The organism is Desertivirga brevis (assembly GCF_017355835.1).
In genome coordinates, this window is the sequence record NZ_JAFEWF010000001.1 from 1748622 (window position 1) to 1764083 (window position 15462).

14 protein-coding genes are annotated in these 15462 nt (G+C 40.8%); 8 read left to right on the top strand and 6 right to left on the bottom strand.

Annotated features, from left to right (window positions below; translation table 11 throughout):
* Positions 1-54 precede the first annotated feature (54 nt).
* From J4N25_RS07620 to J4N25_RS27115, 3 genes are all read right to left on the bottom strand, one after another.
* The gene (locus tag J4N25_RS07620; RefSeq protein WP_207421540.1) at positions 55-2748 is read right to left on the bottom strand and encodes a T9SS type A sorting domain-containing protein; all 2694 of its coding nucleotides are present in this window, start codon (positions 2746-2748) and stop codon (positions 55-57) included.
* 128 nt (positions 2749-2876) lie between these two features.
* Complete coding sequence (locus J4N25_RS07625) at positions 2877-5426, bottom strand: WG repeat-containing protein (RefSeq protein WP_207421541.1); 2550 nt, start codon at positions 5424-5426, stop codon at positions 2877-2879.
* A gap of 145 nt (positions 5427-5571) precedes the next feature.
* Positions 5572-5880: a transposase gene (locus J4N25_RS27115; RefSeq protein WP_207421542.1), complete on the bottom strand. Its 309-nt coding sequence runs from the start codon at positions 5878-5880 to the stop codon at positions 5572-5574.
* 97 nt (positions 5881-5977) lie between these two features.
* Here J4N25_RS27115 and J4N25_RS07635 point away from each other — a divergent pair, with 97 nt between their 5' ends.
* From J4N25_RS07635 to J4N25_RS07645, 3 genes are all read left to right on the top strand, one after another.
* On the top strand, positions 5978-6196 hold the full coding sequence (locus J4N25_RS07635; RefSeq protein WP_207421543.1) for a hypothetical protein: 219 nt from the start codon (positions 5978-5980) through the stop codon (positions 6194-6196).
* 848 nt (positions 6197-7044) lie between these two features.
* On the top strand, positions 7045-8013 hold the full coding sequence (locus J4N25_RS07640; protein WP_207421544.1) for a type IV toxin-antitoxin system AbiEi family antitoxin: 969 nt from the start codon (positions 7045-7047) through the stop codon (positions 8011-8013).
* Positions 7988-8827: a hypothetical protein gene (locus J4N25_RS07645; protein WP_207421545.1), complete on the top strand. Its 840-nt coding sequence runs from the start codon at positions 7988-7990 to the stop codon at positions 8825-8827. The genes J4N25_RS07640 and J4N25_RS07645 overlap by 26 nt, the downstream gene beginning before the upstream one ends.
* A gap of 690 nt (positions 8828-9517) precedes the next feature.
* On the opposite strand, the gene J4N25_RS07650 is transcribed toward J4N25_RS07645, so the two are convergent.
* The gene (locus J4N25_RS07650) at positions 9518-9910 is read right to left on the bottom strand and encodes an SPW repeat domain-containing protein (protein ID WP_207421546.1); all 393 of its coding nucleotides are present in this window, start codon (positions 9908-9910) and stop codon (positions 9518-9520) included.
* A 569-nt stretch (positions 9911-10479) separates the two neighbouring features.
* On the opposite strand from J4N25_RS07650, the gene J4N25_RS07655 reads away from it, so the two are divergent.
* The 3 genes from J4N25_RS07655 to J4N25_RS07665 all read left to right on the top strand — a co-directional run bounded on the left by J4N25_RS07655 (position 10480) and on the right by J4N25_RS07665 (position 12203).
* Complete coding sequence (locus tag J4N25_RS07655; protein ID WP_207421547.1) at positions 10480-11037, top strand: hypothetical protein; 558 nt, start codon at positions 10480-10482, stop codon at positions 11035-11037.
* A 133-nt stretch (positions 11038-11170) separates the two neighbouring features.
* Positions 11171-11767, top strand: a complete 597-nt coding sequence (locus J4N25_RS07660; protein WP_207421548.1) for a DUF5946 family protein — start codon at positions 11171-11173, stop codon at positions 11765-11767.
* A gap of 25 nt (positions 11768-11792) precedes the next feature.
* The gene (locus tag J4N25_RS07665; RefSeq protein WP_207421549.1) at positions 11793-12203 is read left to right on the top strand and encodes a DUF6194 family protein; all 411 of its coding nucleotides are present in this window, start codon (positions 11793-11795) and stop codon (positions 12201-12203) included.
* A 52-nt stretch (positions 12204-12255) separates the two neighbouring features.
* Here the strand turns inward: J4N25_RS07665 and J4N25_RS07670 are convergent, their stop codons facing one another.
* Positions 12256-12636, bottom strand: coding sequence for a winged helix-turn-helix transcriptional regulator (locus J4N25_RS07670; protein WP_242695799.1), 381 nt, complete (start codon positions 12634-12636; stop codon positions 12256-12258).
* Positions 12637-12744: 108 nt separating this feature from the next.
* Between J4N25_RS07670 and J4N25_RS07675 the strand changes: the two genes are divergently transcribed.
* The gene (locus tag J4N25_RS07675) at positions 12745-13695 is read left to right on the top strand and encodes an NmrA/HSCARG family protein (protein WP_207421550.1); all 951 of its coding nucleotides are present in this window, start codon (positions 12745-12747) and stop codon (positions 13693-13695) included.
* Between the two features lie 194 nt (positions 13696-13889).
* Positions 13890-14282: a winged helix-turn-helix transcriptional regulator gene (locus J4N25_RS07680; protein WP_207421551.1), complete on the top strand. Its 393-nt coding sequence runs from the start codon at positions 13890-13892 to the stop codon at positions 14280-14282.
* Here J4N25_RS07680 and J4N25_RS07685 read toward each other — a convergent pair.
* Positions 14279-15187 (bottom strand): NAD(P)-dependent oxidoreductase, encoded by a 909-nt coding sequence (locus J4N25_RS07685; RefSeq protein ID WP_207421552.1) that lies wholly within the window; start codon positions 15185-15187, stop codon positions 14279-14281. The genes J4N25_RS07680 and J4N25_RS07685 overlap by 4 nt on opposite strands.
* Positions 15188-15462 lie beyond the last annotated feature (275 nt).

Consider the following 15462-nt stretch of genomic DNA (forward strand, 5'->3'; position numbering starts at 1 on the left):
TCATTTTGATCTTATTTTTCTAAAAAATCTAGAGAATTGATGGATGCTTACTGGCTATTGTTTAACAACTTTTTTAACCGTTGTCCCGGAGTTTCCTTTTAGAATAATTAAATAAACACCGGAGGAGTATTTGTTTAGGTTTAGCATGACACGAGAATCTTCCTGGCTAATCGTATGGCGTTGCAATACAATTCCGTTACTTGTAAGTACTTCTACTTCTGTATAACGACCGGCACGAAATGCAACTGTAGCATCTCCGACTACAGGATTAGGAAAAACAGTTACTGATGCGTTGTCGACCAAGCCGAAATTTACAGCTTCGCTCCCAACTACTGTGCTACTACCATTAAAATCAAACTGCTTTAAGCGGTAATAAATCCGCCCGCTAGCAGCAGAGGTGTCTGAATAAGTATAATCCGCTAATCCTGAAAAGTTCCCCCTGCCCGAAATCCGTGTCAGATAATTAAAATGAACGCCATCGTAAGATCTTTCTATTTCATAATGCCTGTTATTACTTTCACTAACGGAAGTCCAACTAAGCTGGATCAATTCGCTAAGAGCTTTTGCTTTGAAGCTTTTCAAACCCACAGGCAACACAGTATTATTAAATACTTTTGCAAATGCCCCTCCGCTTGTATAAACGCAATATATTTTTGCTCCAGAGATAGCCAAATCGAAGTAATCAGGCCGTCCTGCCGCAAACCCTTCTGTACCAACTGTTACCCAATAAGATCCGTTATACTTTCTAACCATAGCCTTACCTGTACTTGATAGCTCCTGAAAAGCGAGGTATGGTGTTCCGTCAGCGGCCACTGCCAGGGCAAATTTCGTGCAATAGCCAGGGTTACCCAAATGTACCCAGGAAGTACCATTAAATTTGCTTACAAAAGTGCCACGGCTATTGTCATATACAGCTACATAAGGCTCGTTGTTAGGGCCTAGCACAAGACTATTTTGAGTGAGGGCGTTAGCAGAAAAATTAGTTGAACCTAAATTCGTCCAAGCCTGGCCATTAAACTTTGCTACTTTGACGGAAAGACCGCTTGATATATCCCTGTAGAGCACGAAAGGGGACCCATCGGTTCCTATAGCCAGATTCACGTAGTCGGTCTCTCCACTAGAAAAACCTGCCGTTCCCACCAAAACCCAATTAAGGCCATCATATTTCATTACCGTGGCTTTCTTGTTCTTCGATACATCCCGAAAAGCTACATAGGGAGTACCATCAGGAGCGATAGCTAAACTTGTAAAATCAGCCTGTAAAGTTGAAAATCCTGCAACGCCCACCAATACCCAGGAAGAACCATTAAATTTCATCACAGACAGTCGGTTACCTTGCAACTCATCTCTAAAGGACAGGTAAAGCGTACCATTAGCACTTAAGGCTAGGCTGGTATGGCTTACTCCCCCACTTGAAAAGCCCGCATTACCTACAGTCTCCCAGGTTGCTCCATCGAATTTCATCACCGTAGCTCTGTTACTATTTTTAACATCGCGGAAAGAAACATACGGTGTAGCATCTGCACCTAAAGTTAAAGATGTTGCAAAAGAGACATAATTACTTCCCAGATTTTGACTGCTACCGTCTGTTGCACCAAGGGTAAAACCATTTGTTCCCAGCAAGACCCAAGCCGTACCATTAAATTTCATCACCGCGGCCTTCGATAAATTTGCAAGATCCTGAAAAGCAACTACGGGAGTACCGTCAGGAGCTATTGTCAGATCTACATATTCTGCCCCTCCTGCCGAAAAGCCCGCTGTACCAACCGTTATCCAAGAAGTTCCGTTAAACTTAAGGACGTTCACTTTGCCCGAGTTTTGAGCATTTTTGTAAGCGATAAAAGGGGTCCCATCAGGCGCTAAAGCTAATCTTATGTAAGCAGGATTACCCGGAGAAAAGCCTGCTGGCCCTACGTTGCCCCAACTAGTGCCATTATATTTCATTACGGTTGCCTTATAGGTATTAGGGACATCCTCGTAGGCTACATAAATAGTTCCGTCACCCGCAAGAGCAATATTCATTTCACTTGACCAGCCGGCTGAAAAGCCAGGCACCCCTACTAGTGCCCAAGATGAGTCGATAAATTTCATTACCGAAGCTTTTGAACCATTCGCACCATCTGAAAAGGCAACATAGGGAATGCTATTTTTATCAAAAGCAAGCGTTATCCCGCTTGCTGTTCCAGTAGAAAATCCAGCTGTACCAACAAGCTCCCAGGCTCCATAATTAAATTTCATGACGGTCGCTTTATTAGCATTCGCCCCATCTGTAAATGCAACATATGGAGTTCCATCTGCGCTAAAAGCTAAATTGGGAGAATTAGCACTGCCGGCGGAAAAACCGGCAACACCGATTGATACCCAAGTGTCATTGACAAGCTTCATCACGGTTACCTTTCCGCCGATGGAATTGTCTCTGAACACTACATAGGGCGTACCCTTTATATCCAGTCCCAGACTTAATTGTTCTGCGAAGCTTGGAGAGAAGCCCGGCTGCCCTACAGGTTGCCATGAAGTTCCGTTGAACTTCCTTACTGTAGCTTTGGAGCTATTCAACCCATCTGTGTAAGCAATATAAACAGTGCCGTCGGAAGCTACACGGGAGGTAGTGTAACTTGCCTGCCCATAACTGGCTTGATTGGAATCGTCGGGTCCTAAGGGATTCCAGATTTGAGCCTGAAGCTGGATAGAACAAGTCCAAAGAAAGATAAGACCAATGATCCTTTTCAGATCAATAGAATGAAACATGATTTTCATTTGCAATAAGTCGTTTTCAACAAGGATAGTTGTGATTATAAAAGTGAAACTTTGATTGTAAAGATCGTCGGTTAGACAAAATAGGGTTATTCTTATTTCCGTATCAGTTCATTTCCCATTTATGGGTTGAAAGTGTCGAAACCTCTGAACATAAAGTAAGAACTTATCCAGAATCCGTTGACCTTTATGGCGTTACGAAGTAACTTCTCCATAAACTTGGTATCTCCAAAAGCAGGGTCGGACCTTCTTTTATTCGTAACTATTCCATTATCATACAAGGTATAATCCGCAATCTGAGTTAATGCTACAGGATCGTATCCCCAGCCGGATTTGTTCGCCCAGCGGTCTTTAAAGCTCAACAAATCCCTATAATACTTCTCTTTTACAAAGCTGGGATCGACTTCTCGGAGACTGCGCTTCTCCAAGAGATTTACCTTGAGATAGTACAGCAAATGCTCAGAAGGAGCTACCTTATCTGCAAATTCCTTCAATTTATCGGTACTCTTGCTGTTATAGGCATTAACCAGCGCATATTTCAATTCGTCGAACGTCTTATACCCCTGATGCGCGTGCATAGGAACTGCTGAAGTTATAAATTTACCTTTCTCATCGATCACCCTCATTTTTCCTTCGAAAAAGGTAAGTGCCTGTAGGTTAGACGCACCTCTGTTACCTTGTTCAAAATTTGCAACGTCGTCAAACGGGCCTTTATTCAAAACTTCATTTTTAGAGTTGATCACTACATAATGATTTCCTGTTTTAGCTTTATAAAACCCAGTTCCTGATATCCTCTGCAAATCAGCATACAGAAAAGGGATCTGTACCTGATTTTTTAGGTTTACTGTACCAAATCTTTTTCCTTTAGCCACAGTCACGGCATAGGTTGCATCTGAAACATCATCGAAATTGCTTTCAATGAGGTCTACTCTAATTGCGTCGTAAATAAATGGCAGAACAATGCGATTCTTCTCGTCAATCAGGCCATATTTATTCCCTTTCCTGGCGGTTAAATAGCTATGGTTCCTGGATTCGAAATGCTGCAGGATTTCGTCGTAGGCGAAAGGAACCTGCATAATACCGCTTAGCTCATTCAGCATTCCAACCTTCTTACTTTTATTTCTAACCCATAAAAGGGGTTGATGGCTGAAATTGGAAGGACTGATCAAACCCTCTTGGTTATGTAAGTATCCAAATGCACTTATATTCTGTGGAAATAGAACAGTCTTGCTCTTTTTGTTGAGGAAGTTGTAAGAGACAGAGTCCTTCTCAAGAACAATAAGATTACTTTTTTCAGTGTCGCTATCAATGATCCATCTATAACTCGCAGGCACGATAACCTGACCGTTTTTATCATAAAGGCCGAATTTCCTGGGTGATGTTGTTGCAACCTTGAGCATTCCTTCTTCTTCCCCAATCCATTCGAACTTTACCGGAATGATTACTTCATTTTTCAAATTCACCACGCCATATTTTTCTCCCGACCTCACTTTCATAAATTTGTTCAGGCCTCCCTCCCAAAAAGGGTCCACATCATCATACAGGGGTGGAATTAATGTAGCGCCCGTCTTAGAAATAATTCCTTTTTTATTATTCTTTCCAACGCGCAAACCAAGCGAGCTTTGCATAATAGAACCGGGATCGTATTCAAAGGGGACAATTAGTTTTCCCTGGAGATTGTATGCCCCTGCCTTTTTATCCTTAACCGCCATCACATACCCTATTCCATCAGCATATACTCGATCAAACTCTATCCCTGTTTTAACCTTTGCCTCTGTGAAGTAAATGCCATAAAAGTTCCCTTTCTTCACGCTGTAATATCTGTATGTCTCATAATTATTTACTGCGTCATTTTCTGCCGGAAAAATAACCTTACCTGCACTATCAATAAGTCCATACTTCCCATCCTTTCTGACAGCCAAACAGCTAATGGATCTGTAACTGTTATCAAGGATCAAGGATTGAGGTTTTCGCGAATTAGAAAAACTTCTGGGTTTAACATTCCCTGATTCTCCCAGGGGAGCTACAAATATGCTATCGTATTCAAAAGGCACAATTTGTTTTCTTTTAAGAACTCCAAATTTCCCCTCCGACTTAATGAGCACCAAATCGCCATATAATTCTGCTCTCTCAATCTTTTGAGGAAAACTTTTTTGCGTCTCATTGAAGATTATTTGAATTCCTCCCTCTGTTCCTTCAATAAACGTAAGCGTAGGATGGTCGGAGTAGAGAATTTTATTGTATTGAATGGGGAGCAAAGTTTTACCTGTGCTGGATAATGTTCCGTACCTGCCATTTTTCTTCACCACGTAACTATCGCCCTGACTTGTTCCCAGACTGTCGAATTCGATCCGGCCCAGTATTACACCCCTTTTGTTGGCTATCCCGTAAAGCTTATCCTTGATTACTATGAAGCCTTTGGTAGTTGAAAATATATTATCATAAATAGCAGCTTCTTGAACATCATTTGGCAATACGAATCCATACTTACCATTCTGCTGATAATACCCAGCAGTTGGATTTCTCTTAGGATCCGGCATTTCAATCGAGACACCGAAACCATCATCCAAACTGATATCACCCTTAATTTCACTTCCCCCTGGGACCTGGGCAATAAGTTGATTGCAAAATAGCAATGAGGTGGCAAGCAGGAGTAGTTTTATTTCTTTCATTTAGGAAGAGTTTAGGAAATCCACAAACAGAACAACTGTCTGATTGTCGATATTTTACTTATGTTTAAATTAAAAGTTACAGGAATTTAAATAATTAAATGAATCAATAAGGACTATTAGGTGATTATTAAAGGGCAGTAACGTTTCAGAAGCAATAATCCCTTCGGTGTATGACCGGATACCATACCGCTGTCGACACATAAGGTAAACACTTTGTTAAATAGTGTTTCAAAAGGGAAGCCGGATAAAGTTGCCTTGTCCTACTAATTGTAGAGTGCCAGGGCAACTCTTCATCTATATCAAATCCAATAAAGTATAAGATATCCATCCGCATAGAGCAGTGCTCTATCAGTTTTCGATCTGAAGTAATGTTCTCCAAATAGCCAGTAAGTAACAGCTTAAAAAAACCGCTTTCCTCAAAGATTTGGACTTTCAGAAACAGGTATGATTTCAATAACCTTTCGCTGGCACGGAAGATTTCGAGCTATACGGAGAATCCCTTTCAGTTTTACTCGGCGGATTTCGAGAAGCTAAATTCTGACCAGAGTATTATGGCTTTTCATGATTTTCTGGAGCGCAGGAAGGTTAATCCGGAGCTTGTGAATTGGTTTCTGATTATCCAGGGATGTAGTTTTGATTTTACTGATGGTGGTTCAAAGGCCAGAATGTCGTATGATTATCTGATGTCGCAAATCAAGAACCAGAAGGAGCTTGAATACATTAAAAGGATTTATGCTAATAAGAGAGATAAGAGGAAACCTCTTTTTTAGCACTCCAAATTGGTCTCAACTGATTCAACTACGAGACACTCCGTCATCAAAAAAATAGTACTTCCTCCGAGGTTTTCCGCCGGTCACTACGCTCCTTGGTATTTTTTGTTTATTTCCTCCCCCAAGTAAATTTACAGTTGAGCGCGGATTAGCTGCGCTGATCTCGAGTGGGGGAACCTGCCGCTAAAAACCTGCTTTATTTCAATATTTCAAAGGTTTTCATTCTGGGAGTCCCGAATTAGTCACCTGTTTTTTCAAGCTGCAAAAGCTTATATAAAAATAGGAAGTTTTCTGAAAAAAAATGAACAATTTCATCAGTTTCTTCCGCACTCCAAATTTGTGTATTTAGAAATCACGGAGTTAGCAATTGACAAGTCTTTTCTTGTTCCTCTTTATTCAAGGACCGAAGGTGGAAAGATGGAATTATAGAAGTTCAAAGAGAGGAAAATAACCTGGTAGCGAATGCACTTACAAATTTATTTAAAAACGACAAGCATCGCCGTGTTTCTTCGATTGCGTAAACTTTTTATAAGGGGTGGTTTATCCTTGATTTGGGAATTAAACTTCTACAATAAAGAATAAGAAACGGACCTTTATCGTTATTTAAATAGTCTTCCCGGCGTAGCGACCCCTTTAATATAATCGTCCTTACTTCAATAATTACCCAGTCTTCTTAACTTCGAAAAGGACAACTAAAAGATATTTTTATTACTGTTGCTTTTATAAGGATGAAGGTTTTATCTCGCAAATATGATCAATGCTTTTGACGACCTATCATAGTTAATGTTCACACTTCTCTCTTGTTCACGTAACGTGAACTTGCTATATTTGTGAACAAAGGACTAAAAATGGAGAAGGAAATAGTTTATACGGCCTTGGAAAACCTTCCATTTAAAGATCGGTTCAAACCAGGCTGGGAAGAAAACGGCCCTCTAGATGGTGTTTTGAAACTTACGATAAATGGGAAAGAGCAAATATTTCTTATTGAAGTAAAAAATGAAATACGCACTCATCATATCGTTCAGCTGGAACAGTATCGCAAGGAATGGAACAATTTCATGCTTTTGGCTTATCGGCTGTTCCCAAACATCAAAGAGCAGCTCAGGCAGAAAGGAATACCGTACCTGGAAGCAAACGGAAATTTATTCTTAGACAAGGAGGAAACCTTTCTTTTTATTGATACCCAAAAAGCCCTGGAACCAGAAAAAAACAGGGGAAATAGGGCATTTACTAAAACAGGATTAAAAGTTCTCTTCTATCTTCTACAAAGGAAGGAGGCCATAAACTTTACCCATAGGGAACTGGCTGAAAAGGCGAATGTAGCTCTTGGAAATATTCCACAAGTGATCGAGGGTTTAAAGGAAACGGCATACCTTATTTCTTTGGACAATAAGAATTATATCTGGGAGAATCGAAGATCCCTTCTCGATCGTTGGATTTACGAGTACGGAAGTATTCTCCGCCCCAAATTAATCAAAGAAAGATATACGATAAACAGTGACTGGAGGCAGTTGAAGTTAGATTCTGATAAAACTGTTTGGGGTGGCGAGGCAGCTGCGGATTTATTAACAAATCATTTAAGGCCTGAAAAGTTTCAATTGTATAGTGTTGAGACTCGAATTGACCTTATCAAAAAGTATAGGTTGAAACCCGACCCAATGGGAGAAGTACAGGTATTGGAAATGTTCTGGAAGGCGGAGCAATTGTTAACAGCCCCACCTCTTCTTGTGTATGCCGACCTTATTTTAGAGGGAGGTAAAAGGAATAAGGAAACCGCAGACAAAATATTTCATGACTACATTGAACCAAACTTATAAAGAGCTTGCTATTCCGTACTTCAAAGAATGCTTCGACTGCATTGATGAGGTACTGAAAAAACTTGATATTCCATATTACCTGATTGGGGTAAGCGCAATTGCTTTGGAGTTGCTTAAAGAGGGAATAAAGCCCAGCCGCGGAACAAAGGATATTGATTTTGCCGTAATGATTTCTTCTGTTAACGAGTATGAGCAAATTTCTATTGATTTAGAAGCTAAAGGTTTCACCAAAGTGGCTGCGCCTTGGACATTTTATTCTTCTGAGTATAAGATTGTAATTGATCTCCTCCCCTTCGGTGAGATAGAAGAGCAGTTTACAATAAACTTCAATCAACGCCAGACAGATCTTCACTCGCTCGGATTCCGGGAGGTAATGGAAGAGGCTGTTCCGGTGCAGATTGAAGAAAAAATTGCTAACGTGCCTCCTCTTCCAGGAATGGTGATATTAAAACTGATCGCCTGGAGTGATCGACCGGAAGAGCGAGAAAACGATCTTTCTGATATTTTAAAGATTGTTGAACATTACTATGACCTCGCGTGGGAAGAAATTGCGGAGGAACATTTTGATTTATTAGCGAAGGAACCATTTGATCAAAAACTTATTGCAGCCGAGGCACTTGGAAGAAAATCGCGCTTGTACCTTAAGAAGTCTGAAACGATAGCTAACCGGATTCTAAGAGTTCTGGAATTAGAGTTACAAGAGGCATCTATTTCAAACATCGCCAGAGAATGGGCAAGGAAACTGGGCTCAGATGTTTCTTATGCCTATGCGCTTCTAAAGGCACTTCATAGGGGTTTAATTTATGCAGAATAGAAAGGGAAACAAGTCTTAGGAAATCAGAACATGTAATGGGTAGAATCCCAGAAGAAAACAAACGAGCGATAGAGAGAGCTTGCGATTTTTGACTCTGCTCTTGGAACGCAGATTTGGAGGAGCTCACTACACTAGTCCTCTTATTAAATTATATGAGGTCAGAAATATCGAATTACCGAAAATCGTTATTGGAAGTTGGCTTTTTCCTGAGTATTGGGGAAAGGGTTATATGCAGGCGGCTTTTGAGTTGTTAATAGAAATTGCAAAACTATAATTAGGCGTAAAAGCAATACTAGGGCGAACAAAAACAAGAAATATTAAAGAGCGATCTTCATTTTCCTGAAATAAGAGTGATAACATTTAGCTCTTTATTAAATAAGTACCACACCAACGTTGTTATTTACTTGCGCTCTGTAAGATGAATATAACAAAACAGGGGAAGCATAAGGAAAAATTAGGGATGAGTATTTTGGGGATGGTAAAAGCGGCTTCCAACTTTCCCAATCCATAATCAGACTACTTTTCCGCAGATAGTCTAAAATGAGGGTAGAGATAGTTTATTAGGTGTTCGGAGAGGACGAAACTGTAATAAAACGATTTTCAAATTTTAGTCCTCAAAATTACTTCGAAAAAGACTTTAAATAGAAAAAGCGAGACAAGCCCGCTTTTTAACAAATACTCAATCGAAAACTAATGTGCATGGCTTATATTGCCATCAATGTGATGTTTATGAGAATGTTCTGAGGTTCGTTCCGTTAATAAACCGGCACCGACCTCTAGAATACCGACTATTAAATGAGGTAAATAGACATATTCATCGAAGTTAAAAATCCATGGAGAGGCGGCAAGGAAAATACCTAGAATAACGTCCATTGTAAGGTGTCCACTCATAGAAACTGATTTCTTTCCACCTCCCTCGTAGTCAGTCAGGAATGAAAGTACCAGTAAAATTATACTTGATGCAATGGCTACCCATTTCGCGCTTTCTACATCAGCGAAGTTGAACAACCATGGCGCCGCGATTAATAATATTCCCGTCATGTAATCTAATACTGCGTGGAATTTTCTGCTAATGAATCTCATAGTATAGATGTTTTAGTGTCAATCTTCTTTATGGAAATCAAAAGCGGTGCCAAACGGGCCTGTAAGGATTCTTCACGTAATAATACCTAGTCGGTTATAAAAGCAAGACTAATAGCCCCCCAATAAAAAAGGGCCAGACTTCTCTGACCCTACATCTACCTATGAAAAACATTGCTTGGGAGCAATAACATTGGTACTGGCATTTCAGTACTTAAGTTACAGTTATGTGAAATTTCATTACTATTATCAAATTCTACTGACCCCCATAATTTCCAGGTATTGTGAACCGAAAATGCTACCGATACCTTCTTCAAACTCTGTCCATATTTCGCTTGATGTCTGGTTTTATATTGTCTACCCTCATAACCCCTATCTTGGCAAACTTGGCTGAAAAACTGCCGTATTCCGGGTCTTCCCCAATCCACTTACAATGTTTCAAACACGGCATTCAAAGTCTTTAACCCTAAGTTTATCACGTGGAGGAAGGGTTTGATGTAAAATCTTTGCATTCTCAGGCCCTGAAACATACTTTTGGAGTTATGAATGGGAAAGTGAAAAGGATTATGCTAATGCTAAGATTTGTTTTTTTAGGAATGTTCATTCTGAACGTATACCAGGTGTCCGCCCAGGATTATCTGATCACTTCGGATGGAGACACGCTTACAGGAGATGTTAAGGGTATTTCTAATGATGCAATAAAATTCAGAAAAACAGAGGAAAAGAAAGCAACGTGGTTTAAGGCAAGTGAAGTTCAAGAAGCATACGATAAGCAGGCCAAAACAACTTATGCAGGAAGAATGATTCCGGGAAACTCAAAAAGCATTCTCCTTGTCGTTCTTGAAAAAGGGAAAGTTACTTTATTTGAGAGCAGTTTCGACTGGCAGTCTTCAACTCCGAATATGGCACCAAGCTTTCATAAATCCCAAAAATGGTATGCAGCAAAGGGTGATAGTGAGCTTGTAGAAGTCAAAACTAATTCAATCCTCGGAAGCCAGCAGCAGAGGAAGGCAAATCTGAAAAAACTTTTAGATGACAACCCGGAAATTGCTAATAAACTCTCGGTGGACGATTTTTCCTTCAAAAGTGTTCGAGAGTTGATAAAAGATTATAATGCACTGCCCCATTAACTGGAAGTGAAGCTTAACGAAAAGCTTTCATAGGGATTTTGATTTTCAATAAACTTACCCTTGGAAGAACGTTGGTGCCATTCAACTTACAAAGCAAAAAAGCTTAACCATTGCAACAAGGCTAGAAAGACAAATGCAAGATTACATAGATATAGCAAATAAAAACGGGGTTATATTATTGAATCGTGGTAGTTGTCAATTTTGCGGTGCCGAAACCAAGAGGGGGATTCATGAGTGTATTGAAATATTTAGTCTTGGTTTTCAACTGATTGATTATTCCAAACCTGAGAACCACATTTATCGGTTTTTATCTGTTGACGCTCATACCCTGCAACATCCTGAGATACATGGTCGGTGGAATAACCATTTTCATCTAACCAGGCAACACTTGATGTTTCATTATCAAATTCAGTGGAATTATAGCTTCTCTCCAAAACTCAGTAACTATTTAAATCTGTACAAAGCAGGTAAAAGTGAAGAGTATTTAGTTCCTCCAAAAATCTTCGCGCGTGGCAATATTACCGTCACCGACTTAATAAATAAAGCTGCGAATGAATCAGACTGTCAGGAAATGATAAAGAGATGGGGAATGGAAGTGTATAACTCCTGGAGCAGGCATCATGAAACAGTTGATGGAATTGCAGATGAATTTATAAAAATTTTACCTTCGCTTAGCCAAAAGGCAGCAATACCGCGGCAAGGTGAAACTGATAAGAAACAAATTATTTAGATCTGATACTATAAAAATTGAGGATTTGAAAACTTACATTCTGCAAAATTTCGAGAAGGTATATGTAGCGGAAGCGGATGGGGACTTATTCTTTATGTACGATAAGAATGATAAACAGCCTTTCGCTACAATAGTTACCAGGGACAACGAGTATGATAGTACCTCAAATCTAAACCGAGAGGGATTCTACCGTTTAAACGTAGGTTTGGATAAAGAAACATTTATGGCGTTGTTCAGTGACCTTACGGACAAAAAAGGATTCGAAGCATACCTGAACCTGGGAATTGACTTTACAAAGGAAGATACAATATTTCCCCATCCTGCTTATGGTGCTATGTACTGGGTTTGCGTGGTTAATCCGTCAAAAGAAACATTCGAAAAAGCCTTGAAAGGTTACTTGAAGCTGTCCTACAACAAAGTGTCTAAAAACAAATAGGCTGCCTAGATGGGTTATTACGCCGGATTACTGGCAGTAAGACCTAGGGGTACTACACCTGGGACCGGTTAATAAATTCTCCCTTTTCCAAAGCTACCTGATTACCCCAACCGAGAATTGCATTAAGGACCGGAATAAAAGACTTTCCGAAATCAGTAAGGGAATAGACCACTTTAATTGGCGGCTTTTCTCCGTAAACCTGTCTTGAAACCAATCCGTCTTCTTCCAATTGTTTCAGTTGCAAGCTGAGGGTCCTTTCCGTTACACCAGGTAAATCCTTTCTTAGCTCGCTATACCGCTTAAATCCTTCCCTTAAATGGTAAAGGATCACAACCTTCCATTTGCCCCCGATCAGGTCCATAGCAAGGCTGACTGTACACGGGTATACTTTATTCGCAACTTTAATATGGTCACTGACGCATTCTAATTCCATAATATGATTTTTTCTTCCAGCTATCCAAAAGGATAGTTATTGCAAAGTAAAGAAGCTATAAATAGTTTCGCAACTATAATTTTTATAGTTCACAATTAAAATAAAAACATGAATCCAGAAAACGAAAAGCCATTGGTTACAGTAACTGGGGTTTTAGGCAAACAGGGACTTAGCGTCGCCCATTCTCTATTAAATAGTGGCCAGTACCGTGTACGTGGTATTACCCGTCGGGCCGATACCCCCGAGGGCAGGAAACTGAAGGCCCTAGGAGTTGAGCTGAAAAGTATTCCGCTTTCCGTGGGTTATGAACAAGAATATATTGAGGCATTCAAAGGTTCTGACAGCGTTTTTCTAATAACACCAGCAATTGCGCCACCCGAAAGTTACGAATTTGAATTAGGCAAACAGTTAGCCGATGCAGCTCTTGAAGCAGGTGTTAAGCATGTAATCTTCAGCAGCCTTGAAAATGTGAGCCGGATAACAGGAAATCGGAAGTTCGCACCTCATTTCACGGACAAGGCCAGGGTAGAGGAATATATCAGAACTCTGCCATTCACCAGCACATTCATTTACATGGCCTTCTTTTATACGAACCTCATAGAATTTTATACACCTATTTTAGAAGGGGATACCCTTGTATTTCCGATCTATCTTCCTCGGGACTTCTCCGCACCGTTTGTTGATCCGCTTACTGCCACTGGTCCGGCAGTTCTTGAAATACTTTCTAACCGCCAGGAGTATGCAGGCAAGGCCCTGCCGGTAATTGGCGAAGTGATTTCCCCGCAAAAGATGGTTGAAGCGTTCAGCAAAGTTACAGGAAAAAAAGCGGTATATAAATCTGCATACACAAGAGAAGAGTTTCTCAATTACTTCCCCTCTTTCAAGTCAAATGATGAATTGGTTGATGAAATCCTCGGTATGGCTGAGTATGCAGTCGAGTTTGGATATTTTCAGAAAGATCGAGATTGGGAATGGAGCAGGAGAATAAACCCGGGAACACTTTCCTGGGAACAGTTTTTACGAAACACGGGATGGCAGGGTGAAAAGTATTCCTACTAAGTTTATAAGCCACCCTCAACCTGCTTCCGGATCCCTGGTCCGGAAGCATCTTTAAAAGACTTTGAATTACCTCCAGTAGTATGAGCACAATTAAATGCATCATGAGAATGATTGAAAATAGATGTCAGGGAAAAACTTTTCCCCCTATCTCAACTCTATTACAACGGTTATCTTTGAGTATAAATAAGTGAGATATGTACGAAAGGAAGATTCCTGAATTGTTGGATTGCGGTCTTGCCGTTTCTTTGAAGGTAATTGGCGGCAAGTGGAAAGCATGGATCATTGATTGTATAAAGCGGGGCATCAGTCGGCCGAGTGCAATTCATCGCGAGATGAATGTTGTAGCTCCACGGATTATCAACCTGCATTTGAAAGAGCTTGAAGAGCTCGGGATCATTTGCAAGAAAGTTTATGCTGAAATTCCCGTTCGCGTGGAGTACAGTTTTACCGAAGTTGGGGAGAGCCTACTTCCGGTAATTGAAGTGCTGGAGACATGGGGAAATACCCATAAAGAGTATGTTCAAAGAAAGGTGGAGTATGAGCCAAGCTCAGTCCCGTTTCATGCTTTTCTGCGAAAGCAGGCCTAATGGCCTGCGCTTTCGTTAGTTTCACGAAGAACTTTTATAATTGCAGCATGCTCCTCCCCTCCGTACCCTGCGTCAACAGCGCGCTGAAATAACCCGGCTGCGAAAGAGGGTAATTCAGTATTGATGCCTCGTTCGTTTGCCTGTTGCACAAGCAAATGCAAGCCATTTGCAGTCGTGAATATAGTACTTTCCGGATTACTAAAATTCTCCTTCTGAATTACTTCGCCCATGTGCCTTGATTCCTCGGCGAGAACCGGGGAAATATTAGCCACAAGCTCCCCGAAAGCATCCGGCCTCAACCCTTCTTTTTCACAGATCAAGGCACCATGGCAAAACCCGATCCAGTTACCAGCAAGAAAAGCCATCATAGCGGAGAAAAGCGCGCCCGATGCTCCGGGTTCCTCGCCTGCAAAGTCTATTATACCGGCAAGAGAATTGAGCAATTGCGTTTGCTGCTCGAAAACTGACGCAGTTCCCGAAATAGTAATATAAGCTTCAGGTGTCCCTATTTGCCTCGGCCAGGCCATTATATCTCCGTTTAACACACCTGCGCCATGCTTTTGTCCCCATGCGTGAAGGTCTCTAGCTTCTTTCGGGGTCCCTGTACTTAGCTGGATAAGAGTTTTCCCCATAAATATTCCGGGGGAAATATCACCTAGAATCTTCCTGGTAACTTTATAATCTGATACGCATATTACAACAGCGGAACTGGCACTAATTGCAGAAAAGGGGTCTTTTGCAGGCCGTGCTCCCCTCCGTTGAAGATTGTCTGCCTTCTCCATGTTCCTGTTCCACACCGTCACCTGAAAGCCTTTAGAAACCAATGCTCCGGCTATTGCAGAGCCCATTGAACCAAGTCCCAGCACAGTTACTTTTCCACCTTCGATGTTTGTTGATTTTGTCATATTCATAACGATATTTTTATACTGCAATTTTAGCCGAACAAAAATCGGAGAACAATAAGGGATAAAAGATTCAGGTAAGGGAAAAATTTGTCAGCGGGTCAATACACCTTTAAACTATAAATCGAGAGTTGGCTGTATTTGCTAGCTATTTACCGCATCCAGCTTTTAGTCCTTCTTCAGGGATAGATCCGGAAAGTCCGCTGCTTGGCAGGCGATATTGAGTAATGTAACTTCCATACCGAATCTTTCTTCGGTTATTTCTTCTATGTTGGGGC

Bases quoted from the DNA above. Each gene is read 5' to 3' on its own strand.
- J4N25_RS07670 (WP_242695799.1), bottom strand. From the start codon at position 12,636: ATGGAATTAGAATGCGTCAGTGACCATATTAAAGTTGCGAATAAAGTA.
- J4N25_RS07620 (WP_207421540.1), bottom strand. From the start codon at position 2,748: ATGTTTCATTCTATTGATCTGAAAAGGATCATTGGTCTTATCTTTCTT.
- J4N25_RS07685 (WP_207421552.1), bottom strand. From the start codon at position 15,187: ATGACAAAATCAACAAACATCGAAGGTGGAAAAGTAACTGTGCTGGGA.
- J4N25_RS07660 (WP_207421548.1), top strand. From the start codon at position 11,171: ATGCAAGATTACATAGATATAGCAAATAAAAACGGGGTTATATTATTG.
- J4N25_RS07655 (WP_207421547.1), top strand. From the start codon at position 10,480: ATGCTAAGATTTGTTTTTTTAGGAATGTTCATTCTGAACGTATACCAG.
- J4N25_RS07645 (WP_207421545.1), top strand. From the start codon at position 7,988: ATGACTACATTGAACCAAACTTATAAAGAGCTTGCTATTCCGTACTTC.
- J4N25_RS07680 (WP_207421551.1), top strand. From the start codon at position 13,890: ATGTACGAAAGGAAGATTCCTGAATTGTTGGATTGCGGTCTTGCCGTT.
- J4N25_RS07635 (WP_207421543.1), top strand. From the start codon at position 5,978: ATGGCTTTTCATGATTTTCTGGAGCGCAGGAAGGTTAATCCGGAGCTT.
- J4N25_RS07675 (WP_207421550.1), top strand. From the start codon at position 12,745: ATGAATCCAGAAAACGAAAAGCCATTGGTTACAGTAACTGGGGTTTTA.
- J4N25_RS07625 (WP_207421541.1), bottom strand. From the start codon at position 5,426: ATGAAAGAAATAAAACTACTCCTGCTTGCCACCTCATTGCTATTTTGC.
- J4N25_RS07640 (WP_207421544.1), top strand. From the start codon at position 7,045: ATGGAGAAGGAAATAGTTTATACGGCCTTGGAAAACCTTCCATTTAAA.
- J4N25_RS07650 (WP_207421546.1), bottom strand. From the start codon at position 9,910: ATGAGATTCATTAGCAGAAAATTCCACGCAGTATTAGATTACATGACG.